General features: G+C 67.7%; 21 protein-coding genes. 10 read left to right on the forward strand and 11 right to left on the reverse strand.

Going from position 1 to position 26407, the window contains the following annotated elements; translation table 11 throughout:
- Positions 1-14: 14 nt before the first annotated feature.
- The gene (murJ, locus tag ACFUNE_RS17570) at positions 15-2174 is read right to left on the reverse strand and encodes a murein biosynthesis integral membrane protein MurJ (protein ID WP_383568106.1); all 2160 of its coding nucleotides are present in this window, start codon (positions 2172-2174) and stop codon (positions 15-17) included.
- Positions 2175-2223: 49 nt separating this feature from the next.
- Positions 2224-4521, reverse strand: a complete 2298-nt coding sequence (locus ACFUNE_RS17575; RefSeq protein WP_383568109.1) for a DUF6049 family protein — start codon at positions 4519-4521, stop codon at positions 2224-2226.
- 180 nt (positions 4522-4701) lie between these two features.
- On the opposite strand from ACFUNE_RS17575, the gene ACFUNE_RS17580 reads away from it, so the two are divergent.
- Positions 4702-6144, forward strand: a complete 1443-nt coding sequence (locus ACFUNE_RS17580; RefSeq protein ID WP_383568112.1) for a CCA tRNA nucleotidyltransferase — start codon at positions 4702-4704, stop codon at positions 6142-6144.
- A gap of 131 nt (positions 6145-6275) precedes the next feature.
- Here ACFUNE_RS17580 and ACFUNE_RS17585 read toward each other — a convergent pair whose 3' ends face one another.
- From ACFUNE_RS17585 to ACFUNE_RS17595, 3 genes are all read right to left on the reverse strand, one after another.
- Positions 6276-7565, reverse strand: coding sequence for an MFS transporter (locus ACFUNE_RS17585; RefSeq protein WP_383568115.1), 1290 nt, complete (start codon positions 7563-7565; stop codon positions 6276-6278).
- A 92-nt stretch (positions 7566-7657) separates the two neighbouring features.
- Complete coding sequence (locus ACFUNE_RS17590) at positions 7658-8740, reverse strand: inositol-3-phosphate synthase (RefSeq protein WP_383568117.1); 1083 nt, start codon at positions 8738-8740, stop codon at positions 7658-7660.
- Between the two features lie 62 nt (positions 8741-8802).
- Entirely contained in the window at positions 8803-9504 is a 702-nt protein-coding gene (locus ACFUNE_RS17595) for a helix-turn-helix transcriptional regulator (RefSeq protein WP_383568120.1), read from the reverse strand.
- 387 nt (positions 9505-9891) lie between these two features.
- Between ACFUNE_RS17595 and ACFUNE_RS17600 the strand changes: the two genes are divergently transcribed.
- The gene (locus tag ACFUNE_RS17600) at positions 9892-12570 is read left to right on the forward strand and encodes a transglycosylase domain-containing protein (RefSeq protein WP_383568122.1); all 2679 of its coding nucleotides are present in this window, start codon (positions 9892-9894) and stop codon (positions 12568-12570) included.
- A gap of 140 nt (positions 12571-12710) precedes the next feature.
- Positions 12711-14216: a glycosyltransferase family 87 protein gene (locus ACFUNE_RS17605; RefSeq protein ID WP_383568125.1), complete on the forward strand. Its 1506-nt coding sequence runs from the start codon at positions 12711-12713 to the stop codon at positions 14214-14216.
- 11 nt (positions 14217-14227) lie between these two features.
- Here ACFUNE_RS17605 and ACFUNE_RS17610 read toward each other — a convergent pair whose 3' ends face one another.
- The 3 genes from ACFUNE_RS17610 to ACFUNE_RS17620 all read right to left on the reverse strand — a co-directional run bounded on the left by ACFUNE_RS17610 (position 14228) and on the right by ACFUNE_RS17620 (position 16998).
- Positions 14228-15259: an alanine racemase gene (locus tag ACFUNE_RS17610; protein ID WP_383568127.1), complete on the reverse strand. Its 1032-nt coding sequence runs from the start codon at positions 15257-15259 to the stop codon at positions 14228-14230.
- 80 nt (positions 15260-15339) lie between these two features.
- Complete coding sequence (locus ACFUNE_RS17615) at positions 15340-16458, reverse strand: peptidoglycan bridge formation glycyltransferase FemA/FemB family protein (RefSeq protein WP_033296787.1); 1119 nt, start codon at positions 16456-16458, stop codon at positions 15340-15342.
- 183 nt (positions 16459-16641) lie between these two features.
- Entirely contained in the window at positions 16642-16998 is a 357-nt protein-coding gene (locus tag ACFUNE_RS17620) for a hypothetical protein (protein ID WP_383568131.1), read from the reverse strand.
- 286 nt (positions 16999-17284) lie between these two features.
- Between ACFUNE_RS17620 and rpsF the strand changes: the two genes are divergently transcribed.
- The 4 genes from rpsF to rplI all read left to right on the forward strand — a co-directional run bounded on the left by rpsF (position 17285) and on the right by rplI (position 19014).
- Positions 17285-17575 (forward strand): 30S ribosomal protein S6, encoded by a 291-nt coding sequence (rpsF, locus tag ACFUNE_RS17625; protein ID WP_104787430.1) that lies wholly within the window; start codon positions 17285-17287, stop codon positions 17573-17575.
- Positions 17576-17646: 71 nt separating this feature from the next.
- Positions 17647-18270: a single-stranded DNA-binding protein gene (locus tag ACFUNE_RS17630; RefSeq protein WP_383568134.1), complete on the forward strand. Its 624-nt coding sequence runs from the start codon at positions 17647-17649 to the stop codon at positions 18268-18270.
- Positions 18271-18312: 42 nt separating this feature from the next.
- A complete protein-coding gene (gene rpsR, locus ACFUNE_RS17635; protein WP_003967857.1) occupies positions 18313-18549 on the forward strand; it encodes a 30S ribosomal protein S18 in 237 nt (78 codons plus the stop codon).
- A gap of 18 nt (positions 18550-18567) precedes the next feature.
- Positions 18568-19014, forward strand: a complete 447-nt coding sequence (gene rplI, locus ACFUNE_RS17640) for a 50S ribosomal protein L9 (RefSeq protein ID WP_383568137.1) — start codon at positions 18568-18570, stop codon at positions 19012-19014.
- A 104-nt stretch (positions 19015-19118) separates the two neighbouring features.
- Here the strand turns inward: rplI and ACFUNE_RS17645 are convergent, their stop codons facing one another.
- On the reverse strand, positions 19119-20456 hold the full coding sequence (locus tag ACFUNE_RS17645) for an MATE family efflux transporter (RefSeq protein ID WP_383568139.1): 1338 nt from the start codon (positions 20454-20456) through the stop codon (positions 19119-19121).
- Positions 20457-20931: 475 nt separating this feature from the next.
- On the opposite strand from ACFUNE_RS17645, the gene dnaB reads away from it, so the two are divergent.
- Positions 20932-22389 (forward strand): replicative DNA helicase, encoded by a 1458-nt coding sequence (dnaB, locus tag ACFUNE_RS17650; RefSeq protein ID WP_181011555.1) that lies wholly within the window; start codon positions 20932-20934, stop codon positions 22387-22389.
- A 63-nt stretch (positions 22390-22452) separates the two neighbouring features.
- Here the strand turns inward: dnaB and ACFUNE_RS17655 are convergent, their stop codons facing one another.
- Positions 22453-23124 (reverse strand): adenylate kinase, encoded by a 672-nt coding sequence (locus ACFUNE_RS17655; RefSeq protein ID WP_383568142.1) that lies wholly within the window; start codon positions 23122-23124, stop codon positions 22453-22455.
- A gap of 332 nt (positions 23125-23456) precedes the next feature.
- Positions 23457-24119: a peptide deformylase gene (def, locus tag ACFUNE_RS17660; protein WP_383568145.1), complete on the reverse strand. Its 663-nt coding sequence runs from the start codon at positions 24117-24119 to the stop codon at positions 23457-23459.
- A gap of 107 nt (positions 24120-24226) precedes the next feature.
- Between def and ACFUNE_RS17665 the strand changes: the two genes are divergently transcribed.
- Both ACFUNE_RS17665 and ACFUNE_RS17670 read left to right on the forward strand, forming a co-directional pair.
- On the forward strand, positions 24227-24808 hold the full coding sequence (locus ACFUNE_RS17665; protein WP_383568148.1) for a helix-turn-helix domain-containing protein: 582 nt from the start codon (positions 24227-24229) through the stop codon (positions 24806-24808).
- A 155-nt stretch (positions 24809-24963) separates the two neighbouring features.
- Entirely contained in the window at positions 24964-26343 is a 1380-nt protein-coding gene (locus ACFUNE_RS17670; RefSeq protein WP_383568151.1) for a serine hydrolase domain-containing protein, read from the forward strand.
- Positions 26344-26407: the final 64 nt, after the last annotated feature.

Raw genomic sequence — 26407 nt, forward strand, 5'->3', positions numbered from 1 at the left:
GGTTCGGAGTGTGTTCAGCGTCCGAGGCGTCCCCGGACCATGCCGACCATGCCGTTGAGCTCCTCGATACGCATCTTCTTCGCAGCGACGAAGAAGATGCCCAGCAGCACGACGCTGCCGCAGACCAGTGCCACCACCGACCCTCCGGCCCCCTCACCGAGGGCCTTCAGGAGCGCGAAGCCGACGCCGCCACCGACAACTGCCGCAGGGATCGCGGCCAGGCAGAGTCGGGCGTAGGTACGCACCACACGGGCGCCGTCGAGGTCACCGCCGAGCCGGCTGCTGAGCCTCCGCCAGGCGATTCCGACTCCGACCGCGTAGGCCAGCCCGTAGGAGGCCGCCATACCCACGACTGCCCACTGGGCCGGAAGAATCACGTAGCAGAGGGCAGACGCTGCCGCGTTGAACGCTGCGACGATGACCGTGTTGTAGAAGGGGGTGCGGGTGTCCTCGTACGCGTAGAACCCGCGCAGCACGACGTACTGCACGGAGTACGGGATGAGGCCGAGGCCGAACGCCATCAGGATGAAGCCCATGGACCGGGCGGCCTCGGTGCCGCTGGAGGCGTAGAGCAGGGTGCACATCGGCAGGCCGAGCGCGAGGAAGGTGAAGGCGACCGGCACGATGGCCACCGCCGAGTTGCGCAGCCCCTGCGAGATGTCGTCACGGACGGCGCCGGGGTCGTTGTCGTGGGCGGCGCGGGAGATGCGGGGCAGCAGGGCCGCCATGACCGAGACCGTGATGATGGCCTGGGGCATGCCCCAGATCAGCTGGGCGTTGGAGTAGGCGAGGAAGCCGGAACCGTCTTTGTCCGCGAGCTTGCCCGCAGAGGTCGCGAGCTGGGTGACGACCAGCACGCCGGCCTGGTTGGCAAGGACGAAGAGGACCGTCCACTTGGCGAGCTTGACCGTCTTTCCGAGCCCGTGGCCCTTCCAGTCGAACCGGGGACGGAAGCGGAATCCGGCTTCGCGGAGATACGGGATCATGGCCAGTGCCTGCACCACGAGGCCGAGCAGCGTTCCGATACCCAGGAGCCGGACGCCCTCCGGCGGGATCGTCTCCACGCCCATCCGGGATTCGGCCGAGGTGCCGTAGACCCAGATGAACAGGCCGAACGTGAAGATCATGACGATGTTGTTGAGGACCGGGGTCCACATCATCGCGCCGAACTTCCCGCGGGCGTTGAGGATCTGCCCCATCACCACGTGGACGCCCATGAAGAAGATGGTCGGCAGGCAGTAACGGGCGAAGGTGACCGCCACCGTGTCCGCTGCGGGATCGTTCGCGATCGTGCTCGACATCAGGTGAACCAGCTGCGGTGCCGCGAAGACGGCGATCGCGACGATCACGCCGAGCGCGACCATGACGAGTGTCAGCAGGCGGTTGGCATAGGCCTCGCCGCCGTCCTCGTCGTCCTTCATGGAGCGGACGAGCTGAGGCACGAAGACCGAGTTCAGCCCACCACCCACGGTGAGGATGTAGATCATCGTCGGCAGGGTGTATGCGATGGTGAAGCTGTCACCGAGGAGAGCCGCACCGAGCGCGGCCGTGATCACAAGACTGCGCACGAAACCGGTGAGCCGGGACACCAGGGTGCCCGCCGCCATCAGCGCACTGGACTTCAGTATCCCCGCGGCCTTGCCACCGGACTTCGGCGGAACGGGTGCCGGAGCCGCCTCGGGCTCAGCGGAAGGCCCCGGAGGCCGACCCGACCCCTCTTGGTCGCGGAAGAGGTGAGCGAACGCGTCCTGCTCCTCACGGTCGCCCGAAGCCTGCGTGACCAGGTCGTCCACCCCTACGTACTGGGTGGTCCCGGCGTTGTCCCCGTAGGGAAGGTGCCGGGAGGGGCCTGCAGGCTCCGGTGGCGGCGTCTGGGCCCAGATGCGGGGGTCGGGGGCGTGCTGGGCCGGGGGAGGCTGCTGATAGAGGGCCTGAGGCTCCTGATAGGTGCCCGGAGGAGGTGGGGGGTGTGAGGCGCGGTCGTAGAGCGCCTCGGCCACAGGATCCTGCGAGGCGAGGTCCTGGGCACGGTACGGATCGTGGTCGTACGCGTGCTGCAGGTAGGGGTCAGGTGCTTCCCCGCCCTGGCCGGCGCCCGGAGGCACCGGCGGACCGCTGGAAGACCCAGCTCCGCCCGCGCCCTGGCCGCGGTCACCGTCGTACGGCGCGTTCATCGAAACCCCACCTCATTGTCCCCGGCCGACAGGCCCCGACAGACATCGCTCAACGGTCCACTTTCTCACCCGGGTCCGATGGGTTCCCGCTTTCCGGACCGGTGTCCGGGGTCGGGTCACTCGGCTGCTCGGGTTCGCCGCCGTTGCCGTCCACCGCTCCGCCCGCGACGGTGCGCTTGCGGTGGGTGTACATCCTGATGCCCGCGAGGACAAGCAGCAGCAGCCCGCCGGCGATCACCAGGAGCACCGTCGGTGTGACCTCCGAGACCTTCACCGTGAAGGTCATCTCCTCGCCGTACGGCGCACCGTCCGCGGTGAAGAGCCGTGCCGTGATCTGTGCCTGCCCGTTGGCATTGGCCGCGGCGTCGAACTTCACGGACTGGCTGTGCCCGCCGGCGATCTTGACCGGCTTTTCGGCGACAGCCCCGCCGTCGTTGAGCTTGAGCCGTGTGGCGTTGCCCGATGTCAGACGGAGAACCAGGTGATCGACACCCTGGACCAGCTTGTTCTGCACGGTCACCGGGATCGTCGCGCTGCGCCCGGACAGGGTCAGGTCCGACTTCGTGATCAGCTGGACCTCGTTGCTGAGGCCCTGCAGATAGGTGCGGACCGAGTCACGGTACCGCTGCGCCTCCAGCGGTCTGCCGCGCCACGACGTCGACACGGAGCGGTTGATCGCGTTCCCGAAGGGCGTCACCACCCGGTCGGGCTGCGTCAGGATGACCTGGAAGCTGTTCAGCGAGTCCTGCGTCGTCCTGATGTCCTGGAACGCCTGGGTGGGCAGCTCCTGGCTGCGCAGCTTCTTCGGGTACTGCGAGGCCCCGGGCACCCTGGTGGTGGCCTGTGCGTCGGGTTTCTGTTCAGCTGCCGCCGTGAGGTCGACGGGCTGGGTCCAGTGCTCGGCAGTGAGCGCCTGCAGGGCGCGCGCCATGCTCTGGGCCTGGGCCGCTGTCGGTGTCCGCTGCGGGGCGACGACGATGCTGCGCTCGTTGTCGGGATCCTGCTCCGTCAGGGCCAGTGTCTGGGCGAGGAACTTCTGGACGGCCAAGGTCGAGGCGCCGGCCTTCGACATGTCCCCGGTGAACGCGGTGGAGAGCCGGTAGTCGGCGACGACGGCTGTGGTGCCACCACCGATCGGCCGGGCCGAGGTCGGCGTGTAGAGCAGTCCGCCCGTCTCCTTGAGACTGTCGCTCCGGGCGATCACCTTGTGCGCGCCGGCTGAGGTGGCGACGTCGATCACGGAGGGGTCGACCGCACCGTCCACGGGCCACGCGAAGTCCGTCGACGGCTTCACGTGAAGGACGGTTTCCACTGTCGTGCCCGCCACCTCGGTGGCCGTCTGCAGATGACTGAGGGCACCCGAGACGTTCTTGCCGCGGTGGGCGATGGACGCGAGGTCGGGGTCGGCGAACGGCAGGGCCACCACCTTCCCGTCCTTCACCGCCGCTTGCAGGTCCGTCAGCCACTTCTTGGCGATGGTCTGATTCGTTCCCGCGACCGTGGTGTCACCGACCTTGACGCGGTAGTTCTTCGTCATCGCGTCGACAGTGGCGAGCAGGTCCGGGTCGATCACCCATGTCACAGGGAGCTGGCGGCCCAGCGAGACCAACTGCTCCAGGCGGCCGCCGGGAGCGAGCTCGAGGGCCAGATCGTCGTTGGCGAGCACGGGGGTCTGCTGTTCGTCGGAGCCCGTCTCGGCGGTGACGTGCGCTGAAGCGATCAGCGGCCAGAGGAAGGTGAGTTTCGTCTTGCTCCCGGTGTCCTCGGGCTGCCACGGCAGGAAGGTCCGCTGGATACCGAGCACTTGGTCGTAGGCGTAGTCCGTGGTCGTGCCCGTGACGGACACTCCGAGCTGGTAGACGCCCTCGGCGTCCAGGTCCAGCTTGTCCACCGGGACGGCGAGGGTGAAGTCCTGGCTCACGCCGGAAGCGAGCTTGGGGACCTTCATCGTGTACGAGCCGCCGAGCTTGGCCGGGTCACTGCCGGGCTGGTACCCGGTGCGCTTGGCGGCCTCGTCGACCGCACCCCGTCCGGTCAGCCTCGGGCCGACCCGAAGATCGACCTCGGCGTCGGTGACCGTGTTCTTGCCCTTGTTGGTCAGAGTGCCGGAGACGGTAAGTGTGTCGCCCTCGACCGGGGCGCTGGGGGCGAGCGTGTCCAGGGACACATCGACGGTGCGCGATCCGGTAGGGGCCTTCGTCGCACCCTCGGCCTGGGCCGGGGAAGCTGTCGGACCTGCCAGAAGGCCGGCGACCAGTGGTGCCCCGACGATCAAGGAGGCCGTGCGCCGGAGCCACCGGCGGGCAGGGGAGGGATTCATCCCCTGAAAGTCTGCCGCCTCGGCCACGCGTATCCGTCCCTCGTCGTCGTCAGCTGGTGCCGGCGCTGCCGGTCTCTGCGTCCCCGCATGGTAACGATGCGCCCGACACCTCAGTGCCGGGGACCTTGCCACATGATCGGGAGAGTCTCGCAGGGCCGCAAGAAACGATGACGCCCGGGCCGGTCCGGGCACGTACCCTTTTCTGTTGTGCCGAACGCCAACGAAGACAGCCCCCGTGCACTGAGCCAGGTGCAGCACCGCGCAGTCAGCGAACTGCTGCGGGTGTCCCCCGTCGCCGATGACCTCGCCCGTCGATTCCAGGAGGCCGGATTCGGCCTCGCCCTGGTCGGCGGGTCGGTCCGCGACGCGTTGCTCGACAGGCTGGGGAACGACCTGGACTTCACCACCGATGCCCGCCCGGAGGACGTGCTCAAGATCGTCCGCCCCTGGGCCGACTCGGTCTGGGAGGTCGGGATCGCATTCGGCACCGTCGGTTCGCAGAAGGACGGCTACCAGATCGAGGTCACGACCTACCGGTCCGAGGCGTACGACAGGACCTCGCGCAAGCCCGAGGTCTCCTACGGCGACTCGATCGAGGACGACCTCGTGCGTCGTGACTTCACCGTCAACGCCATGGCCGTCGCGCTGCCGCAGAAGGAGTTCATCGACCCGCACGGCGGGCTCGACGACCTCGCGCAGCGTGTCCTGCGCACGCCGGGCACTCCCGAGGCGTCCTTCTCCGACGATCCGCTGCGCATGCTGCGCGCCGCCCGCTTTGCCGCACAGCTGGACTTCGAGGTCGCCCCCGACGTCGTCAAGGCCATGACGGACATGGCGGGACGCATCGAGATCGTCTCGGCCGAGCGGGTTCGTGAGGAACTCAACAAGCTGCTGCTCTCCGGTCACCCCCGTAAGGGACTGGGGCTTCTCGTGGACACCGGCCTGGCCGACCACGTTCTGCCCGAGCTTCCCGCGCTGCGCCTGGAAAGTGATGAGCATCACCGCCACAAGGACGTCTATGAGCACTCCCTGACGGTCCTGGAGCAGGCCATCGATCTGGAGGAGGACGGGGCGGACCTCGTGCTGCGCCTCGCGGCCCTGCTCCACGACGTCGGGAAGCCGCGGACACGGCGCTTCGAGGAGGACGGACGCGTCTCGTTCCACCACCATGAGGTGGTCGGAGCCAAGATGGCCAGGAAGCGTATGACTGAGCTCAAGTACTCCAACGACATGGTCAAGGACGTGTCGAAGCTGGTGGAGCTGCATCTGCGCTTCCACGGATACGGCGACGGCGAGTGGACCGACTCCGCGGTGCGCAGGTACGTGCGGGACGCTGGGCCCTTGCTGGACAGGCTGCACAAGCTGACGCGCTCCGACTGCACGACGCGGAACAAGCGCAAGGCGAATGCCTTGTCGCGCACGTACGACGGTCTTGAGGAACGCATCGCTCAACTGCAGGAGCGGGAAGAGCTGGAGTCGATCCGGCCCGACCTGGACGGCAACGAGATCATGCGGATCCTGGATGTGGGCCCCGGTCCCGTGATCGGCAAGGCGTACGCGTTCCTACTGGAGCTGCGACTGGAGAACGGTCCGATGGACCGCGATTCCGCGGTCGCGGCTCTCAAGGACTGGTGGGCGACGCAGGGCTGAAGGCACTGTCGCCCCGGGCCCACACGGGGGCGAGAGCTGAGGGGTGCGTCATGTTTCACGTGAAACATGACGCACTCGTCGGCAGGGCGGCCCGTAGGCCAGCAATGACGTTTCACGTGAAACAGCGCCCGTCATTCCTTGATGCGGGAGCGCTGGAGCGCTTTGCTCACACGCCGTCGGCGAAGCATGGCGACCGAGACGAGCGCATAGAGCACAGCCACGGTGAGAACCACGACGACGGACTTCCCGTCAGCGGGGAGCACGAGGGCGGACATGGCGGCCGCGGCCACGAAGGCGACGTTGAACAGCACGTCGTAGAGCGAGAAGATCCGGCCGCGGTAGGCGTCGTCCACGGAGGTCTGCACCTCGGTATCAGTCGCGATCTTCGACCCTTGAGTCACGAGCCCGAGGACGAAGGCCGCCGCCAGCATCGGGGCAGGGGCGAACGGGAGGCCCAGGGTCGGTTCCAGGAACGCGGCCGCCCCGGCGCAGCCCGCGAGCCAGCCGTAGCGACCGAAGCGCCCGACCGCCCAGGGGGACAGGACGGCGGCCGCGAAGAACCCCGCGGCTGAGGCGCCGAGCGCGATGCCGAGGAGGGCCAAGCCGTCCGACTCGCCGTCGGACCAGGCGTAGCGGCACAGCATCAGCACCATCACGGTCAGGGCCCCGTAGCAGAAGCGGAGCACCGTTATGGCGGCAAGTGCGTGCGCCGCGTCCCTCCGCTCGGCCAGATGGCGCAACCCCGCGACGAGACCTCTGGCGGTGGTGGTGAGCGCCTCCCGCAGTGGCACATGGTGCAGGGACCGATCCGGTCCGAGGAGTGTGCGAGGCAGGGTCAGCGAGACGAGGGCCGAGAGAAGGTAGAGGACCGCGCCCAGCAGGACCACAGAGGCATCGGAACCGCCCGTCAGGAGGCTGATGCCCAGGGCGAGGCCCCCGCCCGCGGTGGCGGCGAGCGTGCCGGCTGTCGGGGAGAGGGAGTTGGCGAGAACGAGCCGATCGGTGTCGACGACGCGGGGCAGGGCAGCGGACAGCCCCGCGAGCACGAAGCGGTTGACAGCGGTGACGCAGAGGGCGGAGGCGTAGAACAGCCAGTCCGGGACCGAGGCCAGGAGCAGCAGGGCCGTACAGCAGGCCAGCGCGGCGCGCAGCAGGTTCCCGTACAGGAAGACCTGGCGGCGGGGCCATCGGTCGAGCAGGACTCCCGCGAACGGGCCGATCAGCGAGTACGGGAGCAACAGCACCGCCATGGCGGAGGCAATGGCTCCCGGCGTGGTCTGGTTCTCCGGTGAGAAGACGACGTAGGTGGCGAGCGCGACCTGGTAGACGCCGTCGGCCGACTGCGAGAGAAGTCGTACGGCGAGCAGGCGGCGGAAGTTCCGGAGGCGCAGGAGTACGCCCAGATCACGCACGACAGGCATGTGTGCAAGGGTCACACACGTGGGGGGCCTCCGGGCGGATTGCCGGGGACCCCCCACATGGAGAAGCGTCGATGAAGCAGTGACCCTCCGGGTCAGCGCTCGACGTCGCCGGCGATGAACTTCTCGACGTTCTCGCGGGCCTCGTCGTCGAAGTACTGGACCGGCGGGGACTTCATGAAGTACGAGGAGGCCGAGAGGATCGGGCCGCCGATGCCGCGGTCCTTGGCGATCTTGGCGGCGCGCACCGCGTCGATGATGACACCGGCGGAGTTCGGGGAGTCCCAGACCTCGAGCTTGTACTCCAGGTTCAGCGGAACGTCACCGAAGGCGCGGCCCTCGAGGCGCACGTACGCCCACTTGCGGTCGTCCAGCCAGGCCACGTAGTCCGAGGGGCCGATGTGGACGTTGTCCGCACCCAGCTCGCGGTCACGGATCTGCGAGGTGACGGCCTGCGTCTTCGAGATCTTCTTGGACTCCAGGCGCTCACGCTCGAGCATGTTCTTGAAGTCCATGTTGCCGCCGACGTTCAGCTGCATCGTGCGGTCCAGGATGACGCCCCGGTCCTCGAAGAGCTTCGCCATCACGCGGTGGGTGATCGTGGCGCCGACCTGCGACTTGATGTCGTCGCCGACGATCGGGACACCGGCCTCGGTGAACTTGTCGGCCCACTCCTTGGTGCCGGCGATGAACACCGGGAGGGCGTTGACGAACGCGACCTTGGCGTCGATGGCGCACTGCGCGTAGAACTTCGCAGCCACTTCGGAACCGACGGGCAGGTAGCAGACGAGAACGTCGACCTGCTTGTCCTTGAGGATCTGGACGATGTCGACGGGCGTCTCGGAGGACTCCTCGATCGTCTCGCGGTAGTACTTGCCCAGGCCGTCGTGCGTGTGGCCGCGCTGAACGGTCACGCCCGTGTTCGGCACATCGGCGATCTTGATGGTGTTGTTCTCACTGGCGCCGATGGCGTCCGCGAGGTCGAGGCCGACCTTCTTCGCGTCGACGTCGAAGGCGGCGACGAACTCGACGTCGCTCACGTGGTACTCGCCGAACTGGACGTGCATCAGGCCGGGCACCTTGCCGGCCGGATCGGCGTCCTTGTAGAACTCGACGCCCTGCACCAGCGAGGCGGCGCAGTTGCCCACGCCGACGATGGCTACGCGAACCGAACCCATGCCGATTGCTCCCTGTGTGTTCTCGGTGTTCCCCGTTGACGCCTCACGGGTCTGCGGGGATGTCACTTGGTGTCCTCGGACGGATCCGGCCGGGTGTCGTCCCGGTGCCGGGGCAGGCCGCCCGTCTCTCCTGATGTGTCGTGCTGAGTGGAGCTCTCGGGCGAGGACCGTTGCTGGTCCCGTCCCGACCGCTCGCTCTCGATGAGCTCGTTCAGCCAGCGCACTTCGCGCTCCACGGACTCCATGCCGTGTCGCTGCAGCTCAAGCGTGTAGTCGTCGAGTCGTTCCCGGGTGCGGGCGAGAGAGGCGCGCATCTTCTCGAGGCGCTCCTCCAGCCTGCTGCGGCGGCCTTCGAGCACGCGCATCCGCACCTCGCGCTCCGTCTGCCCGAAGAAGGCGAAACGAGCCGCGAAGTGCTCGTCCTCCCAGGCGTCCGGACCGGTGTGCGAGAGCAGCTCCTCGAAGTGCTCCTTACCTTCTGCCGTCAACCGGTAGACGATCTTGGCCCTGCGTCCTGCCAGCGAGGACGCAGGGGCTACCCCACGGCCTGTGGAAGGCGGCAGGGCCGGAACGTTTCCCGGTTCCTCGATCAACCAGCCGCTGGCGACGAGCGTCTTGAGGCAGGGGTAGAGGGTGCCGTAGCTGAAGGCGCGGAAGATCCCCAGTGAAGTGTTGAGGCGCTTGCGCAGCTCGTACCCGTGCATGGGGGACTCGCGGAGCAGGCCGAGTACCGCGAATTCGAGGATGCCGGAGCGTCTGCTCATTTTCGCCTCCTCCTTCGCCTGGTGCTTCCGCGGGCCGTTGGAGCCCACCTTATGCCGTGCTGATGTATCGACTCGATACATCAGCACGATAGATCGACTCGTGATGTTCGACAAGAGGACGGTTCGTGAGCGGCGTCACATCCCCGATTCATAGGGAGTGACTTGCGTAATTTGGGGTGAAGTTCGGTCCACGGAGGTTTTTGACCGTGCGTAGTCTGTGCGGCATGCAGACCACCGGGAACCATGACGCGCCACTGTGCGTCAGTAATCGCGGACTGCCGGATGTGCTGCGGGTGAGCCTTCCGCAGGGCTTGTCCGTAATTCGGGGGGACCGGATCACAACTGCCGCTTCCAGGCGCTCTCGCCTGCCCGAGGAGTAGTCGTTCGATGAGCGAGCACCGTCGCAAAGCGCCGCAACCTCAAGGTGGCGGGCGCGCAGCGGCCAGACGAGCCGCCCAACAGCCTGCTGGACGCCGCACCGATTCGTCACGCAGAGCAACTTCGTCATCACCTTCCGAAGCGCACGGCGAGGAGCCGACATACGGCAGCCGTGCCGAGGCGCGTCGAGCCGCCCAGCGTGGCGGGGGACGGCGGCGGGGAGGTGGGGACAGCAGCGGTCACGAGGGCCGCGGCCGGGGTCGTACGGACTCCGGGAAGAAGCGCTTCGTCGACTACCCGCGTGCCGGCAAGTACGGCTTCCGCCGCTGGGTCCCGTCGTGGAAGCTGGTCTCCGGCCTGTGCCTGGGATTCCTGGGCCTCATGATGGGCGTGGCCGGCGTCGCGTATGCCTTGGTGGTGCCGCCCGAGCCCCAGAAGCTCGCCACCGCGCAGAACAACGTCTACTACTGGGCCGACGACACTCAGATGGTCGCCACGGGCGGTTCCGTCAACCGTCAGTCGCTCGAGTACGCCCAGATTCCCGCAGCGATGCGGAACGCCGTCATCTCGGCCGAGAACAAGTCGTTCAACTCCGACCGTGGCATCGACCCCATGGGTATCGCCCGCGCCTTCTACAACATGGCCCGGGGTGGTGAGACCCAGGGCGGTTCGACGATCACCCAGCAGTACGTGAAGAACTCCATGCTCTCCCAGGACCAGACGCTGAGCCGGAAGTTCAAGGAGCTCTTCATCACGCTCAAGGTCGGTGAGACCGTGAGCAAGAAGAAGGTCATGGAGGGCTACCTCAACGTCTCCTACTACGGCCGCGGCGCGTCGGGCCTCCAGGCGGCGGCACGTGCGTACTACAACAAGGACGCCACGGATCTCAACGCGAGCGAGTGCGCCTTTCTCGCGACGCTGCTCAAGGGCGCGAGCTACTACGACCCCGCGGGCGCTCCTGAGGTCGACACAGTGAAGGCTTCCGCCAAGGAGAACACCAGGCGGGCCAAGGAGCGTTGGACCTGGATCCTCGACGAAGAGGTCAAGGACGGCACGCTCAGTGCGGAGGAGCGGGCGAAGTACGACACGTTCCCCATGCCGATGCAGCCGAAGAAGGATGCCAAGCTCGGCGGTCAGACCGGATACCTGGTCGACCTCGCGACCAAGTACTTCCTCGCGCACAGCGACGGCAGTGTCACCGAGAAGGAACTGGCTCAGGGCGGCTACGAGATCCACACGACCTTCGAGAAGAAGAAGGTCGACGAGCTCGAGAAGTCGATCCAGAAGGTCCGCGAGGCCAAGATCGATCCGAAGAAGCGTCCCGACAAGGACACGCACGTCCAGTTCGGTGGCGCGTCGGTGGACACCAAGACGGGCGCCATCGTCGCCACGTACGGCGGCGAGGACGCGACCCAGCACTACACCAACAACGCCGACGCGACCGGTGCGCAGGTCGGCTCGACCTTCAAGCCCTTCGTGCTGGCAGCCGCGATGAAGTACGGGAAGCGGAACCCTGAGCTCCCGAAGGAGCAGAGCGAGTCGGAGCGCAAGCCCGTCTCACCGAAGAGCATCTACAACGGTGACAACAAGCTCAAGATCACCAACTATGACCGCTCCGTCTGGATGAACGACGACGACAAGGAGTGGCTCCAGACCAACGACGGAGACCGCAGCTACGGAGACATCAGCCTTCGGTACGCCATGCAGGAATCCGCGAACTCCCCGTACGTCCAGCTCGGTATGGACGTCGGCACCGACAAGGTGAAGGCGGCGGCCATGTCCGCGGGGCTGCGTGACGACGACTACATGGCGAACGCCGACGTCCCCTCCTTCTCCATCGGCACCTCTTCGCCGAGCGCCATCCGGATGGCCGGCTCGTACGCCACCTTCGCCACCAGCGGTAAGCAGCGGGAGCCGTTCTCCGTCACCGAGGTCAAGCACGACGGCGCGGTCATCTACCAGCACAAGATCGAGAGCAAGCCCGCGTTCTCCAGCGCCGTCGCGGACAACGTCACTGATGTGCTGAAGAACGTCGTCGAACACGGCACGGGAACGCCTGCCAAGCTGGCAGGGCGTGACGCGGCCGGCAAGACCGGCACCACCGACGGCAACAAGTCGGCGTGGTTCGTCGGCTACACCCCGCAGCTGTCCACCGCCGTCAGCATGTTCCGCATGGACGACGACGAGAAGAACAAGGACCGCGAGTTCCTGGAGATGTACGGGACCGGCGGTGAGAAGTCCATCCACGGTGCGTCGTTCCCCGCCCAGATCTGGCACGACTACATGACCAAGGCGGTCAAGGGCACCAAGGTCGTCGCCTTCCCGAAGCCGGAACCGATCGGTGAGACCGTCTTCGGCGGCGGCGCGGTGAGCCCCACCCCTACGCCGAGCCCGACGCCCACGCCTTCGGAATCCAGCGCCTCGCCCACGCCGTCCGCCACACCGTCCTCGCCGACCCCCACGCCGAGCGAGACGTGCCAGCCGCTCGACTGGGAGTGCAGGAACAACCAGAACGGCGGGGCCACCAACGGCAACGGCACCGAAGGGAACACCGAGGGAACCACCGACGGTGGGACGGACGCCGGGGCCACCGACGGCGGGACGGACACCGGGACGACCGAGGGAACGACGGAAGGCACGACGGAAGGCGACGAGAACGAACGCGGAGGGATCTTCGGAGGCGGGTAGCACCACCGCCTCCGGAGTCTCCTCGGAGCCTGCCGGGACACATGACGAGGGCCGCCGCACCTGCCGGGTGCGGCGGCCCTCGTCATGTGTGCGGACGTGTGCCACGCCCGCACACAGCGCCGTACGGCAGGATGTGCGGCATGCCAAGCGCAGAAGACACGAGCGTGCACCAGGAGCCGTCCGTCGTACCGCCGACGCGACAGGACGAGATCGCCGCGGCGGGCAGCGAGCTGATCGGCGGTCCCGCGGGCCGTCGGGCACGGTTCGGATCGGGCCCGCTCACACCGGTCCGCGTCATCGTCCTCGTGGCGATCGGGATGTTCGCGCTCGGCATGGTGCAGAAGGTCCCCTGCTACGACTGGGCGTGGTTCCGCGGTGCCAGCTCGCAGTACACGCACGCGTGCTACTCCGACATCCCGCACCTCTACGTCGGCCGCGGCTTCGCCGACGGCCTCGTGCCGTACGCCGACCGGCTCGGCGGCGACATGGCGTACCTCGAGTACCCCGTCCTGACCGGCCTGTTCATGCAGGTCGCGTCCTGGCTGACACTGACCCCTTCCTCGGACCCCGTGCAGCAGCGCGAGCAGATGTACTGGATGGTCAACGCGGGCATGCTCATGGTCTGCGCCGTCATCCTCGCGGTGTGTGTCGCCCGCACGCACCGGCGCCGCCCCTGGGACGGCCTGCTGGTCGCGCTCGCCCCGGCCCTCGCGCTCACCGCGACCATCAACTGGGATCTGCTCGCCGTCGCGCTGACGGCCGCGGCGATGCTCATGTGGTCCCGCGGCAGGAACCTCGCGTTCGGTATTCTCCTCGGCCTGGCGACCGCTGCCAAGCTCTACCCCGTGCTGCTCCTCGGGCCCCTGCTGGTGCTGTGCTGGCGGGCCGGGAAATGGCGGGAGTACGGAATGGCCGTCCTCGGGGCGGCTGCTGCCTGGCTGCTGGTGAACCTTCCGGTGATGGCGTACGCCCCGGAGGGCTGGAAGAAGTTCTACACGTTCAGCCGGGAGCGCCAGATCGACTACGGCTCGTTCTGGCTGGTCATCACCCAGCGCACCGGACGGCCCATCGACGTGGCGACGGTGAACACGGCCTCGGTGCTGTTGATGATCGTGCTGTGCGCGGGGATCGCCGGGCTGGCACTGACCGCCCGGCACCGGCCACGCTTCGCTCAGCTGGCGTTCCTCGTGGTGGCCGCCTTCATCCTGACGAACAAGGTCTACTCACCGCAGTACGTGCTCTGGCTGATCCCGCTGGCCGCCCTGGCCAGGCCCCGCTGGCGGGACTTCCTCGTCTGGCAGGCCTGCGAGGTCATGTACTTCCTGGGGATCTGGCTCTACCTCGCCTACACGACGAGCGGAGACAAGCACCAGGGGCTGCCGCAGGACGGCTACCAGGTCGCGGTCGCCCTGCACCTGCTGGGAACGCTCTACATGTGCGCCGTGATCGTCAGGGACATCCTGAGGCCGGAGCGGGACCCCGTACGGCAGGACGGTTCCGACGATCCGTCGGGCGGGGTGCTCGACGGGGCGCCGGACCGGGTGCCACTGATGCGGGTGCAGCCTCATCCGTCCCGGCACACGGCACCCGCGGTCGAGGGACCGCGGGTGGAGTGGGGGACGGCGCGCACAGCGGCCTCGGACTGAGAGGGCCGGGACTACCGGTCCACGAGGCGGTCGAACTGGGTGGTCGTGTGCCGCAGATGGGCCACCAGTTCGTCGCCGACCTTCGGCTCCTGGGCGTCCGAGGGCACGAAGAGGATCGACACCTGCATGTGCGGAGGCTCGGCGAACCAGCGCTGCTTGCCCGCCCAGACGAACGGCGACAGGTTGCGGTTGACCGTGGCCAGTCCGGCGCGTGCGACCCCCTTGGCTCGGGGCATCACGCCGTGCAGGGCCTTCGGCGCCTCCAGGCCGACACCGTGGGAGGTCCCGCCGGCGACGACCACGAGCCAGCCGTCGGACGCGGCCTTCTGCTGGCGGTAGCCGAACCGGTCGCCCTTGACGACACGCGTGACGTCGAGCACCGCACCGCGGTACTCCGTCGCCTCGTGGTCGCCCAGCCAGAGCCGCGTGCCTATGCGCGCCCGGAAACGGGTCTGCGGGAACTGCTGCCGCAGGCGGGCCAGTTCCTCGGCCCGCAGATGGCTGACGAACATCGTGTGCAGGGGCAGCCGGGCGGCACGCAGCCGGTCCATCCAGGAGATGACCTCCTCGACCGCGTCAGACCCGTCCGTACGGTCGAGCGGCAGATGCAGCGCGAAGCCTTCGAGGCGCACGTCCTCGATGGCCGCGTGCAGCTGGCCGAGCTCCTCCTCCTTCACGCCGTGGCGCTTCATCGAGCTCATGCACTCGATGACCACACGTGCGCCCACCAGGGCGTGGACACCGTCCACGGAGGAGACGGAGCGGATGACGCGGTCGGGCAGCGGCACCGGCTCCTCGCCGCGGCGGAAGGGCGTGAGCACCAGCAGGTCGCCGCTGAACCAGTCCTTGATGCGCGCGGCCTCGTACGTGGTCCCTACGGCCAGCGTGTCGGAGCCGAAACGGATCGCCTCGTCGGCCAGCCGCTCATGTCCGAAGCCGTACCCATTGCCCTTGCAGACGGGGACGAGCTCGGGGAACTGGTCCAGCACGGACTTCTGGTGCGCCCGCCAGCGCGCGGTGTCGACGTAGAGGGAGAGCGCCATGGCCGGCCCGGAACCTTTCTGGTGGCTGCGGTGTAAGTGAGAGAGAAGAGAAACACTGGGGGACGGGGGTCGGGGTGCGGTCAGCGACGGGACATGTACATATCCAGTGCCTTGTGCAGCAGCTTGTTGAGGGGGAAGTCCCATTCACCGACGTATTCGACGGCTTCGCCGCCGGTGCCGACCTTGAACTGGATCAGCCCGAAGAGGTGGTCCGTCTCGTCCAGCGAGTCGCTGATGCCGCGCAGGTCGTAGACGGTCGCGCCCATCGCGTACGAGTCGCGGAGCATCCGCCACTGCATGGCGTTGGAGGGACGGACCTCGCGCCCGATGTTGTCCGAGGCGCCGTAGGAGTACCAGACGTGCCCACCGACGACGAGCATCGTGGCGGCCGACAGGTTCACCCCGTTGTGTCGGGCGAAGTACAGCCGCATGCGGTTGGGGTCCTCGGAGTTGAGCACCGACCACATGCGCTGGAAGTACGAGAGCGGGCGGGGCCTGAAGTGGTCACGCACGGCGGTGATCTCGTAGAGCCGCTGCCACTCGGCGAGGTCCTCGTAGCCGCCCTGGACCACCTCGACGCCGGCCTTGTCGGCCTTCTTGATGTTGCGGCGCCAGAGCTGGTTGAAGCCCTTGAGCACGTCCTCGAGAGAGCGGTTGGCCAGCGGGACCTGGAAGACGTAACGGGGCTGCACGTCGCCGAAACCGGCGCCGCCGTCCTCGCCCTGCTGCCAGCCCATCTTGCGCAGCCGGTCGGAGACCTCGAAGGCGCGGGGCTCGATGTGGCTTGCCTCGACGTCACGCAGCCGCTTCACGTCGGGGTCCTGGATGCCCGACTTGATGGCGGCCGAGTCCCAGCGGCGGATGACGACGGGCGGGCCCATCTTCACGGAGAAGGCGCCCTGCTGCTTCAGGTGGGCGAGCATGGGCTGGAGCCACTCGTCCAGATTCGGGGCGTACCAGTTGATGACCGGGCCCTCGGGGAGGTAGGCGAGGTAGCGCTTGATCTTGGGCAGCTGGCGGTACAGCACCAGTCCGGCGCCCACCATCTCGCCGTTCTTGTCGAACCATCCCAGGTTCTCCGAGCGCCATTCGGTTTTCACGTCAGCCCACGCCGGGACCTGGCAGTGACTGGCCGAGGGCAGGCTCTGGATGTACGCCAGATGCTGTTCTCGGCTGATGGTCCTCAGGGTCAGGCTCATGCGGGGCGCTCCTCGGCAGGTGTGTCCCCATCGGTCAGGGGCTCCGGCTCTCGCGCCGAAGCCTACTGTGACCGAGGGGCGCCCGGTCTGGCCCGTCCGGACCGTTCCGAGCGCCACCCGCGTGGGATCGCCTTGCTGCGCACCGCGTGGGGTGGTCGGCCTCGCCGGCCACCGCTCTGCCGGTCAGGTGACGACGCCGCCGAAGAGGCCGCCGTGCGCCATACCGAGGAAGAAGCCGACGGCGGATGCGCCGAGCCCCATGATCAGACCGAACCGCTGCCACGTGGTCCTGGAGATGTACTGGCCGTAAGCGCCGGTCAGGATGCCGATCAGCCCGGCCCACGAGCTGATCAGGTGCAGGTTGTGGAACATCGCCGTCACGAACGCGAGGACGCCGAGGACCCCGGTCACCACCATCAGCGCTTCCTGGAGCGGATGCGGCCTGCCGTCCGTGGCGAAGAGGGATCCGGTGGCCGGCCGGGCATTGGCCATCCGGCTGGGGGCCGGTCGGCTGCCGGCAGGGCGGACTGTCTGTGCCATGGAGTACCTCCTGGCTGACGGGCGGTGCAATGTAGCGCCTCTCACACCGCATCTGTCTCGATTGTGCGCGCTGAACACCGGATTTCAACCGGAAGCCGGTCTGCGGGTACTCTGGACGGTCTGCACCGGTGTCTGCCTCGAGCCAGCACTGCAGCCCCCCTCGACTCTGGAAGACGGGCGTTGTCAGTGGCGGCTGTTTTAGTCGGAGACACTGTTGCTTTACGCATCACGACCCTCCTGCCACGGAACGACCGTGGCCGCTGAGTCCAAAGGAGGTGGGTTCCACATGCGTCACTACGAGGTGATGGTCATCCTCGACCCCGATCTCGAGGAGCGAGCAGTCTCCCCGCTGATCGAGAACTTCCTCTCCGTCGTCCGTGAGGGCGATGGAAAGGTTGAGAAGGTCGACACCTGGGGCCGTCGTCGTCTCTCTTACGAGATCAAGAAGAAGCCTGAGGGCATCTACTCGGTCATCGACCTGCAGGCCGAGCCTGCGGTCGTCAAGGAGCTCGACCGACAGATGAACCTGAACGAGTCGGTCCTCCGGACCAAGGTCCTCCGTCCCGAGACCCACTGAGCTTCTAGCTCAGCGGTCATCGGGTTCGAGTAGCAAGCAGCCAGAAGCAATCCCCGCCGAGAGGTTCACCCATGGCAGGCGAGACCGTCATCACGGTCGTCGGCAATCTCGTCGACGACCCCGAGCTGCGCTTCACCCCGTCCGGTGCGGCGGTCGCGAAGTTCCGTGTCGCGTCCACTCCCCGCATCTTCGACCGGCAGACCAATGAGTGGAAGGACGGCGAAGGCCTGTTCCTCACCTGCTCGGTCTGGCGTCAGGCGGCGGAGAACGTCGCGGAGTCGCTCCAGCGAGGCATGCGCGTCGTCGTGCAGGGCCGGCTGAAGCAGCGGTCCTACGAGGACCGTGAGGGCGTCAAGCGCACGGTCTACGAGCTGGATGTCGAGGAAGTCGGCCCCAGCTTGAAGAGCGCCACGGCCAAGGTCACCAAGACCACGGGTCGCGGTGGCCAGGGCGGCGGCCAGGGTGGATACGGCGGTGGCCAGCAGGGCGGCGGCAACTGGGGCGGCGGTCCCGGTGGCGGCGGCCAGCAGGGCGGCGGCGGTGCTCCCGCCGACGACCCGTGGGCCACCAACGCTCCGGCCGGCGGCCAGCAGGGCGGGGGCCAGCAGGGCGGCGGGGGCAGCTGGGGCGGAAGCTCCGGCGGCTCCGGCGGTTCGTCTTCCGGCGGCGGCTACTCGGACGAGCCGCCCTTCTAGGGCTGCTCGTACCCCACTTCTTGATCACACAGGAGAAACACCATGGCGAAGCCGCCTGTGCGCAAGCCTAAGAAGAAGGTCTGCGCGTTCTGCAAGGACAAGACCCAGTACGTGGACTACAAGGACACGAACATGCTGCGGAAGTTCATTTCCGACCGCGGCAAGATCCGTGCCCGCCGCGTCACCGGCAACTGCACGCAGCACCAGCGTGACGTCGCCACGGCAGTCAAGAACAGCCGTGAGATGGCGCTGCTGCCCTACACGTCCACCGCGCGATAAGGGAAGGGTGACCGAATCATGAAGATCATCCTCACCCACGAGGTCACTGGCCTCGGTGCTGCCGGCGACGTCGTGGACGTCAAGGACGGGTACGCCCGTAACTACCTGGTTCCGCGTGGCTTCGCCATTCGCTGGACCAAGGGCGGCGAGAAGGACGTGGCGCAGATCCGCCGCGCCCGCAAGATCCACGAGATCTCGACGATCGAGCAGGCCAACGAGATCAAGGCCAAGCTCGAGGCCGTCAAGGTGCGTCTGGCTGTTCGCTCCGGCGACGCCGGCCGCCTCTTCGGCTCCGTCACCCCGGCTGACATCGCCTCGGCGATCAAGTCCGCCGGTGGTCCGGACGTCGACAAGCGTCGCGTCGAGCTCGGCTCGCCGATCAAGACGCTGGGCGGATACCAGGTATCCGTCCGTCTGCACCCTGAGGTTGCCGCGAAGCTCGGTATCGAGGTCGTTGCTGCCTAAGGGCGCAGCTCAGCAGAGCTAGGTGAAGGGCCGCACCCCTGGGTGCGGCCCTTCGTCGTTTCACGTGAAACCGGGCGGCCCGGTGGATGTCAGATGCTCGCGGTTCAGCGCGTGGCTCCCGTCACGATCCATCGGCCGGACCGCGTACGCAGCCACAGGGTCACCAGTCGGACGGTCATCATCAGTGTCATCGCCCCCCAGAGAGCGGTGAGACCCCCGCCGAAGTGGGGGACCAGGAGAGCGGCCGGGGCGAAGACGGCCAAGGTGAGGACCATGGCCCAAGCGAGGTAGCGCCCGTCCCCGGCTCCCATGAGGACTCCGTCGAGAACGAAGACCACCCCGGAGATCGGCTGGGAGAGTGCGACGACCAGAAGGGCAGGCAGCAGAGTGTCCTGTACGGACGTGTCGCCGGTGAACAGCGGGATGAAGAGCGGCCTGGCGAGGATGATCAGGCCTCCGAGGATCACGCCTGAGACGATCCCCCACTGAACCATTCGCCGGCACGCCTCGCGAGCGCCCTTCACATCGTTCGCCCCTAGGTATCGGCCGATGATCGCTTGTCCGGCGATGGCGATCGCGTCGAGGGCAAAGGCTGTGAGGCTCCAGAGAGACAGGATGATCTGGTGCGCGGCGATGTCCGTGTCGCCCAGGCGGGCGGCGACGGCTGTCGCGATCATGAGGACCGCTCTCAGCGAAAGCGTACGGATCAGCAGGGGGACGCCTGCCTGAGCGCTCGCCCGAATGCCCTTGGCGTCGGGGCGCAGCGATGCTCCGTGACGTCGTGCCCCACGGACCACGACGATCAGGTAGGCCAGCGCCATGCCCATCTGGGCGATGACGGTCCCCCAGGCAGATCCTGCGATCCCTAGCCCGGCGCCGTAAACGAGCCCGGCATTCAGGGCACCGTTGGCTGCGAATCCCCCGATGGCGACGTAGAGCGGCGTCCGGGTGTCCTGCAGTCCGCGCAAGACACCCGTCGCGGCCAGAACCACCAACATCGCGGGGATGCCGAGACTTGAGATCCGCAGGTAGGTGATGGCATACGGGCTGGCGGTGTCGGAGGCGCCGAAGATCTCGACCAGCCACGGTGCCAGGGGGAGCGTCAGGGCGATCACCGCAGCTCCGATCAGCAGAGCGAGCCAGATGCCGTCCATTCCCTGACGAATGGCGGACGCCAGATCGCCTGCGCCCACCTGTCTGGCAACGGCTGCTGTGGTGGCGTAGGCGAGGAAGACGAAGATGCTCACCGCAGTCGTCAGCAGCGCCGCGGCAACCGCCAGGCCGGCCAGTTGCGGAGTGCCGAGGTGTCCGACGATCGCACTGTCGACCATGACGAAGAGTGGCTCGGCAACGAGTGCGCCGAAGGCCGGTACGGCGAGTGCGATGATCTCGCGGTCGTGCCGACGACGGGATGGCGGCTGGGCCGTGGGCGCCTGGGTCATGGGGACAATCTAATCTTCCACAGGTAAGAGATGCAATGTGCCTGTGGTCCTTACTGGACCGCAGTTCCGGGGCGGGGCGGGAGGGCGATTCCGGTGATCTTGCGTTGAGGGCAAAAGTTTTTCTCCCCCACAGCCGGTGGATCGAGAAAGACCAGGTCAGAGAAGTCTTTGGTGAGCCGGTATGAGTTTGTCCACAGTGCTGTCCCCCGGTCCGTGCACAGGATCCGATGAGTTCTCCACAGCATCTGGTCCGTCGTCCACATGCCCTGTGGATAACCAGATTGGCTGACGGTGCGGAGCGGCCTACCGTGGTGCGGCGCCCGCACTCCGTTCCGGCTTGGAAGTCCGCAGAACTTGACGCGCCGGAACCGGAGTCGGGCGTCTTGTTTGTCGGTGCCGTGCCGTAAGAAAGAGTGGCACGGCTAGGTCCGCGAAGCGGACGGGAGGAGGTGGCCCGGTGAGCATTCCCGAGCCTTTGGACGACCCCTGGGCCGATGTCGGTCCCAGCGACCGTCTGCCCGTTTCCCGTCAGCGCCGCGGAGAGGGCAAGGGGCGCGACGAGCAGCACGAGCGGGGCCGGGAGAGCGGCTGGGACGGCGGGTCGTCGGGCTTCGAGCGGGTGCCTCCGCAGGATCTCGACGCCGAGCAGTCCGTCCTGGGTGGCATGCTCCTCTCCAAGGACGCCATCGCCGACGTCGTGGAGATCATCAAGGGGCACGACTTCTACCGCCCCGCCCACGAGACCGTCTACACGGCGATCCTCGACCTCTATGCCAAGGGTGAGCCGGCCGACCCGATCACGGTGGCGGCGGAGCTCGTCAAGCGCGGCGAGATCACCAAGGTCGGCGGAGCCCCGTATCTGCACACGCTGGTGCAGTCCGTGCCGACCGCGGCCAACGCTTCGTACTACGCGGAGATCGTCCACGAGCGGGCGGTGCTGCGGCGTCTCGTCGAGGCCGGCACGAAGATCACGCAGATGGGATATGCGGCCGACGGCGACGTCGACGAGATCGTCAACTCGGCGCAGGCCGAGATCTACGCGGTCACGGAGCAGCGCACCAGCGAGGACTACCTTCCGCTCGGCGACATCATGGAAGGCGCTCTCGACGAGATCGAGGCCATCGGTTCCCGCAGCGGTGAGATGACCGGTGTGCCGACCGGTTTCACGGACCTCGACTCCCTGACCAACGGGCTGCACCCGGGGCAGATGATCGTCATCGCCGCCCGCCCCGCCATGGGTAAGTCCACTCTCGCCCTGGACTTCGCCCGCGCCTGCTCGATCAAGAGCAATCTGCCGAGCGTGATCTTCTCCCTGGAAATGGGGCGCAACGAGATCGCGATGCGTCTTCTGTCCGCCGAGGCCCGGGTGGCGCTCCACCACATGCGCTCCGGCACCATGACCGACGAGGACTGGACGAGGCTTGCCCGTCGGATGCCCGACGTGTCGGCTGCTCCGCTCTACATCGACGACTCGCCGAACCTGTCGATGATGGAGATCCGGGCGAAGTGCCGCCGCCTCAAGCAGCGCAACGACCTCAAGCTCGTCGTCATCGACTATCTGCAGCTGATGCAGTCCGGCGGGGCCAAGCGGGCGGAGAGCCGTCAGCAGGAGGTCTCGGACATGTCCCGAAACCTCAAGCTCCTCGCCAAGGAGCTCGAGCTCCCCGTCATCGCCCTCTCCCAGCTGAACCGTGGTCCCGAACAGCGCACGGACAAGAAGCCCATGGTCTCCGACCTGCGTGAGTCCGGTTCCATCGAGCAGGACGCCGACATGGTGATCCTGCTCCACCGTGAGGACGCGTACGAGAAGGAGTCACCGCGCGCGGGCGAGGCGGACCTGATCGTGGCCAAGCACCGTAACGGTCCGACGGCGACGATCACCGTGGCGTTCCAGGGGCACTACTCCCGCTTCGTGGACATGGCACAGACCTGACGTCGCGCCCTGCGGGTGCGTGGCGTCCGTGCCACGGGTGAGAGCGGATCGCGCCCTCCCCCTTCACCGGGGGCGGGCATCGTCACCGTTCCGGCCGATCGCGGCCAGCGCGCGGTCCAGGACCTCCTGGACGTGGCCGAGGGCCGAGATCGCGGTCACCAGCCCCTGGGCCCGGTAGTGATCGACGACCGGCGCCGTCTCCCTGCGATAGACCTCCAGCCGCTTACGAACAGTCGCCTCACGGTCGTCATCGCGTTGGTGGAGCTCACCGCCGCAGGTGTCGCAGACGCCTGCTCGTTCGGGCGGGCTGTGGTCGACGTGGAAGATGTGTTCGCGGTTCCGGCGGCACAGCCGCCGTCCGACGGCCCGCTCGACCACGTGTGCCTCGGGAATCTCCAGGTCGAGCACGGCGTCCAGCCTCGACTGCGAGTCGGCCAGGATGCCGTCCAGCGCCTTCGCCTGTGCAGGGTTGCGGGGGAAGCCGTCCAGCAGGAATCCGCGCTCGGCGTCCGGGCGGGCAAGGCGCTCCTTGATCACCCCTAGCGTGACCTCGTCCGGTACGAGAAGGCCGTCGCGCAGGTGCGAGCGGGCATTCTGCCCGAGCTCGGTGCCCCGGTCGATGTGCTCGCGGAACAGGTCACCGGCGGAGATGTGCGGGATCGACAGATGCGCGGCGAGGCGCACTGCCTGCGTGCCCTTGCCTGCTCCGGGCGGCCCGATCAGGAGGATGCGCATCGATGGAGGTGTCCCTTCGTCATGCCTGGTCAGGGTCAGTCCCAGATTCCGAACCAGCTGGGCATGTGAGCGTGTGGACGCCTTCGTGCACTGCCCGTCGGAAGCGCTGCTCGGAGATCAACGATCAACGAAGTCGGACGCCGGGAGAAGTCCCGTGCCTGTGTTGGTCACCCGGGGAGCATTCCAGCTCGGCAGTCCTGTCACAACTGGCCGACGGGCAACGGTGGAAGCCGGCCGCAGTACCCGAGTGAGAGGCTGCCGCACATTCGCACTGCCGTGGTCCTGTGCAGCTTCGTGATCACCATCCACGGTTCGCGGACCACAGGAGGGCTTCACCGCCCGAGGCCAGCGGCCTTGGCTGCGCGCCGGGCGAAGACGTCCTCACTGTGCTTTGCCATCTGCCGCAAGGCGTCCTTGCGCTCCTTGTCGGAGAGCCGGTCGAGGTAGGTGTGACCGGAGAGGTGATCGGACTCGTGTTGCAGACACCGTGCGAAGTAGCCCGTTCCCTCGATGACGAGGGGCTCGCCCTCCTTGTCGAGCCCGCGGACGACGGCGTGATCGGTGCGGGGGACCGCCATGCCCGCGCCGGGCACGGACAGGCACCCCTCGAAGTCGTCCACGAGTCGGCGGTCACCCGGGTCGGGCAGGTCCAGGACCGGATTGATGATGTGACCGACGTGCCGGATCCCGTAGTCGTCCGGGCAGTCGTACACGAACAGGCGCAGGTCGACATCCACTTGGTTGGCAGCCAGGCCGGCACCGTCGGCGACGTACATCGTCAGGAACATGTCGTCGATCAGAGTCGCCAGCTCGGGGGAGCCGAACGCGGTCACCTCCTGGCAGGAGCGGCTCAGGATCTCCTCACCCACCACCGTGACCCGGCGCACAGATCCCCGCCCCGTCCCGGTGGGCGGAGCTGGGCAGGCGTCGGTCGGCCGGCCCTGCACACGGACGCGTCGGTCGACGGGCCCGGGCCGTCGGTGGTGAACAGACACAGATGTCTCCCCTGTCGTGTGCACCGCAGACACCGGACGTCACTGCGGCCTGATGCTCCGGCAAGAACTGCTTGCCAAGCCCTTTGCAAAGTAGCAGACTTTGCAAAGTGACTGAAGATGGCGTCAATACTCCGATGGGCCGGGCACGCAGCACAGGCGAAGACCTGCGCGAGCATGAGGTTCGGACAGCCTTGCTGGGCCTGCTCGCCGAAGTCGGCGCCGTCACGGCGACCGAAGCCGCCTCCCGGCTGGGCTACAGCTCTGGTCTCTGCTCATTTCATCTGCGGCAGCTGGCACGCCACGGGCACATCGAAGAAGCGCCCCACAACGGGGGCCGCGCGCGCCCCTGGCGTCTGAAGCAGCCCGCCCCACTTGCCGACGGCCCCGTGGAGGCGCAGTTCGATGACCTGGCCCGAGGACTGGAGGACGAGAGCTGGCATCGATGGCTGACCCGGCGGGACGAGGCGCCGTCCGAATGGCGCCACGACGAAGCCTTCAGCGCAGTCGCTTACCTGACGCCCGAAGAGATGAGCCGGGTCGCGGACGCGATCCGACGGGCCCTCGCGCCCTACCGGGACCGGGAGCAACGCCCCCTGGCCCGTCCCGAGAACGCTCGGCCGGTTGCCCTCATCACTCGGTTGTTCCCCCTGCTTCCCGACGCGGCAGGCAATGCGGGCGGCCAGGGCTGAGAGGGCGCCGGTCGGCGCGCGCTCGCCCCAGTAAGAGGCATGAGGCTGGCGCTGCCCCGGGCGCGTCCGATGCGTGCGACGAGTCGATTTCGCCGACGAACCCGCGGCCGCGCAAATGGTTCGTCAGGCTGAGGACGCGCGGGTCATGCTTGGGTATGACCTCTGACGAAGTACTGCTTCCCACCACCCGGCGCGCCCTGTTGCACCGCGTCGCCACCGCGCAGACCGAAGGGCGGACACCCTCCCTCGTCGCCGCGGTCCAGCGGGACGGACGGATCGCCTGGAGCGGTGCGCGCAGCTGTGTGGACGGTCACGAGCCCGATGGCGACACGCAGTTCAGGATCGGCTCCATCACCAAGACGTTCACCGCTGTGCTGGTGATGCGCCTGCGGGACGAGGGGTTGCTGGACTTGGACGACCCTCTGGAGAAGCACCTGCCGGGCACGGACGCCGGGCAGGTGACCGTATTCCAGCTGCTGGGCCACAGTGGGGGCCTGGGGGCCGAGACACCTGCTCCATGGTGGGAGAGGACGCCGGGTGGTACACGTCCGGAGCTGGCGGATGTTCTGGGCGAGAAACCATTGATCCACCCGTCCGGCCGCAGGCACCACTACTCCAACCCCGGCTACACCCTGCTCGGTTCACTCGTGGAGAGGTTGCGCGGCGACTCCTGGGCCGAAGTACTGCGGCGCGAGATCCTGGAACCCCTGGGGATGGATCGTACGACCCTCCAGGCGCATGCCCCGCACGCCGGGGGCTGGGCCGTCCACCCGTGGGCCGATGTCATGTTGCCCGAGCCCGCCGAGGACCTGGGGCTGATGGCGCCGGCCGGCCAGCTCTGGTCGACGACCACCGATCTGCTCCGCTTCGCGGCCTTCCTGGCTCAGGGGGACGAACGCGTGCTGCGCGTCTCGTCGACAGCGGAGATGAGGGCTCCCGCCGCACCCGCCGAGGCAGGTGACTGGGCAGGAGCGTACGGTCTCGGCCTCCAGGCCGTACGGCGAGGCGACCGTACGCTCCTCGGCCACTCGGGGTCGCTCCCGGGCTTCCTGGCCACGCTCTGGTTCAGTGTCGAGGACGACGTGGCGGCCGTGGTGCTCTCGAACGCCACCTCCGGCCCTCTGGTCGGTTCGGTTGCAGCGGACCTCGTGCAGATCGTCGCCGACGCGGAGCCGAGGATCCCGGCGCCCTGGCGCCCGCTGCCCGACTTCGACGAGGAGCTGCTGGAGCTCACCGGGCTCTGGTACTGGGGCACGCTGGTCTACGGTCTGAAGCTGCTCGCGGACGGAGAGTTCGAGCTGCAGCCGCTGAGGGGGGCGGGCCGCGCCGCACGTTTCCGAGCACGTCCTGACGGGACCTGGACGGGCCTGGCCGGTTACTACGCGGGGGAGACGCTCCGGGTCGTGCGCTCTGCGGACGGCACGGTGGACCATCTCGACCTGGGGTCGTTCGTCTTTACCCGGGAGCCGTACGACCGGAGTGCGGCCATTCCCGGGGGTGTCGACGAAGGCGGTTGGCGAGGGCTCGCCATCTGAGGAGAGACGGTCGGCGTTTCACGTGAAACGCCGAAGGGTGACACACGAAGCGTGAGACGCCGAT

It is taken from the genome of Streptomyces sp. NPDC057287 (assembly GCF_042667905.1).
Taxonomy (GTDB): domain Bacteria; phylum Actinomycetota; class Actinomycetes; order Streptomycetales; family Streptomycetaceae; genus Streptomyces.

Excerpts from the sequence above, each read along its gene's own strand:
- murJ (WP_383568106.1), bottom strand. The coding sequence starts at position 2,174 with ATGAACGCGCCGTACGACGGTGACCGCGGCCAGGGCGCGGGCGGAGCT.
- ACFUNE_RS17585 (WP_383568115.1), bottom strand. The coding sequence starts at position 7,565 with ATGCCTGTCGTGCGTGATCTGGGCGTACTCCTGCGCCTCCGGAACTTC.
- ACFUNE_RS17590 (WP_383568117.1), bottom strand. The coding sequence starts at position 8,740 with ATGGGTTCGGTTCGCGTAGCCATCGTCGGCGTGGGCAACTGCGCCGCC.
- ACFUNE_RS17595 (WP_383568120.1), bottom strand. The coding sequence starts at position 9,504 with ATGAGCAGACGCTCCGGCATCCTCGAATTCGCGGTACTCGGCCTGCTC.
- ACFUNE_RS17600 (WP_383568122.1), top strand. The coding sequence starts at position 9,892 with ATGAGCGAGCACCGTCGCAAAGCGCCGCAACCTCAAGGTGGCGGGCGC.
- ACFUNE_RS17605 (WP_383568125.1), top strand. The coding sequence starts at position 12,711 with ATGCCAAGCGCAGAAGACACGAGCGTGCACCAGGAGCCGTCCGTCGTA.
- ACFUNE_RS17610 (WP_383568127.1), bottom strand. The coding sequence starts at position 15,259 with ATGGCGCTCTCCCTCTACGTCGACACCGCGCGCTGGCGGGCGCACCAG.
- ACFUNE_RS17615 (WP_033296787.1), bottom strand. The coding sequence starts at position 16,458 with ATGAGCCTGACCCTGAGGACCATCAGCCGAGAACAGCATCTGGCGTAC.
- ACFUNE_RS17620 (WP_383568131.1), bottom strand. The coding sequence starts at position 16,998 with ATGGCACAGACAGTCCGCCCTGCCGGCAGCCGACCGGCCCCCAGCCGG.
- rpsF (WP_104787430.1), top strand. The coding sequence starts at position 17,285 with ATGCGTCACTACGAGGTGATGGTCATCCTCGACCCCGATCTCGAGGAG.
- ACFUNE_RS17630 (WP_383568134.1), top strand. The coding sequence starts at position 17,647 with ATGGCAGGCGAGACCGTCATCACGGTCGTCGGCAATCTCGTCGACGAC.
- rpsR (WP_003967857.1), top strand. The coding sequence starts at position 18,313 with ATGGCGAAGCCGCCTGTGCGCAAGCCTAAGAAGAAGGTCTGCGCGTTC.
- rplI (WP_383568137.1), top strand. The coding sequence starts at position 18,568 with ATGAAGATCATCCTCACCCACGAGGTCACTGGCCTCGGTGCTGCCGGC.
- ACFUNE_RS17645 (WP_383568139.1), bottom strand. The coding sequence starts at position 20,456 with ATGACCCAGGCGCCCACGGCCCAGCCGCCATCCCGTCGTCGGCACGAC.
- ACFUNE_RS17655 (WP_383568142.1), bottom strand. The coding sequence starts at position 23,124 with ATGCGCATCCTCCTGATCGGGCCGCCCGGAGCAGGCAAGGGCACGCAG.
- ACFUNE_RS17670 (WP_383568151.1), top strand. The coding sequence starts at position 24,964 with ATGACCTCTGACGAAGTACTGCTTCCCACCACCCGGCGCGCCCTGTTG.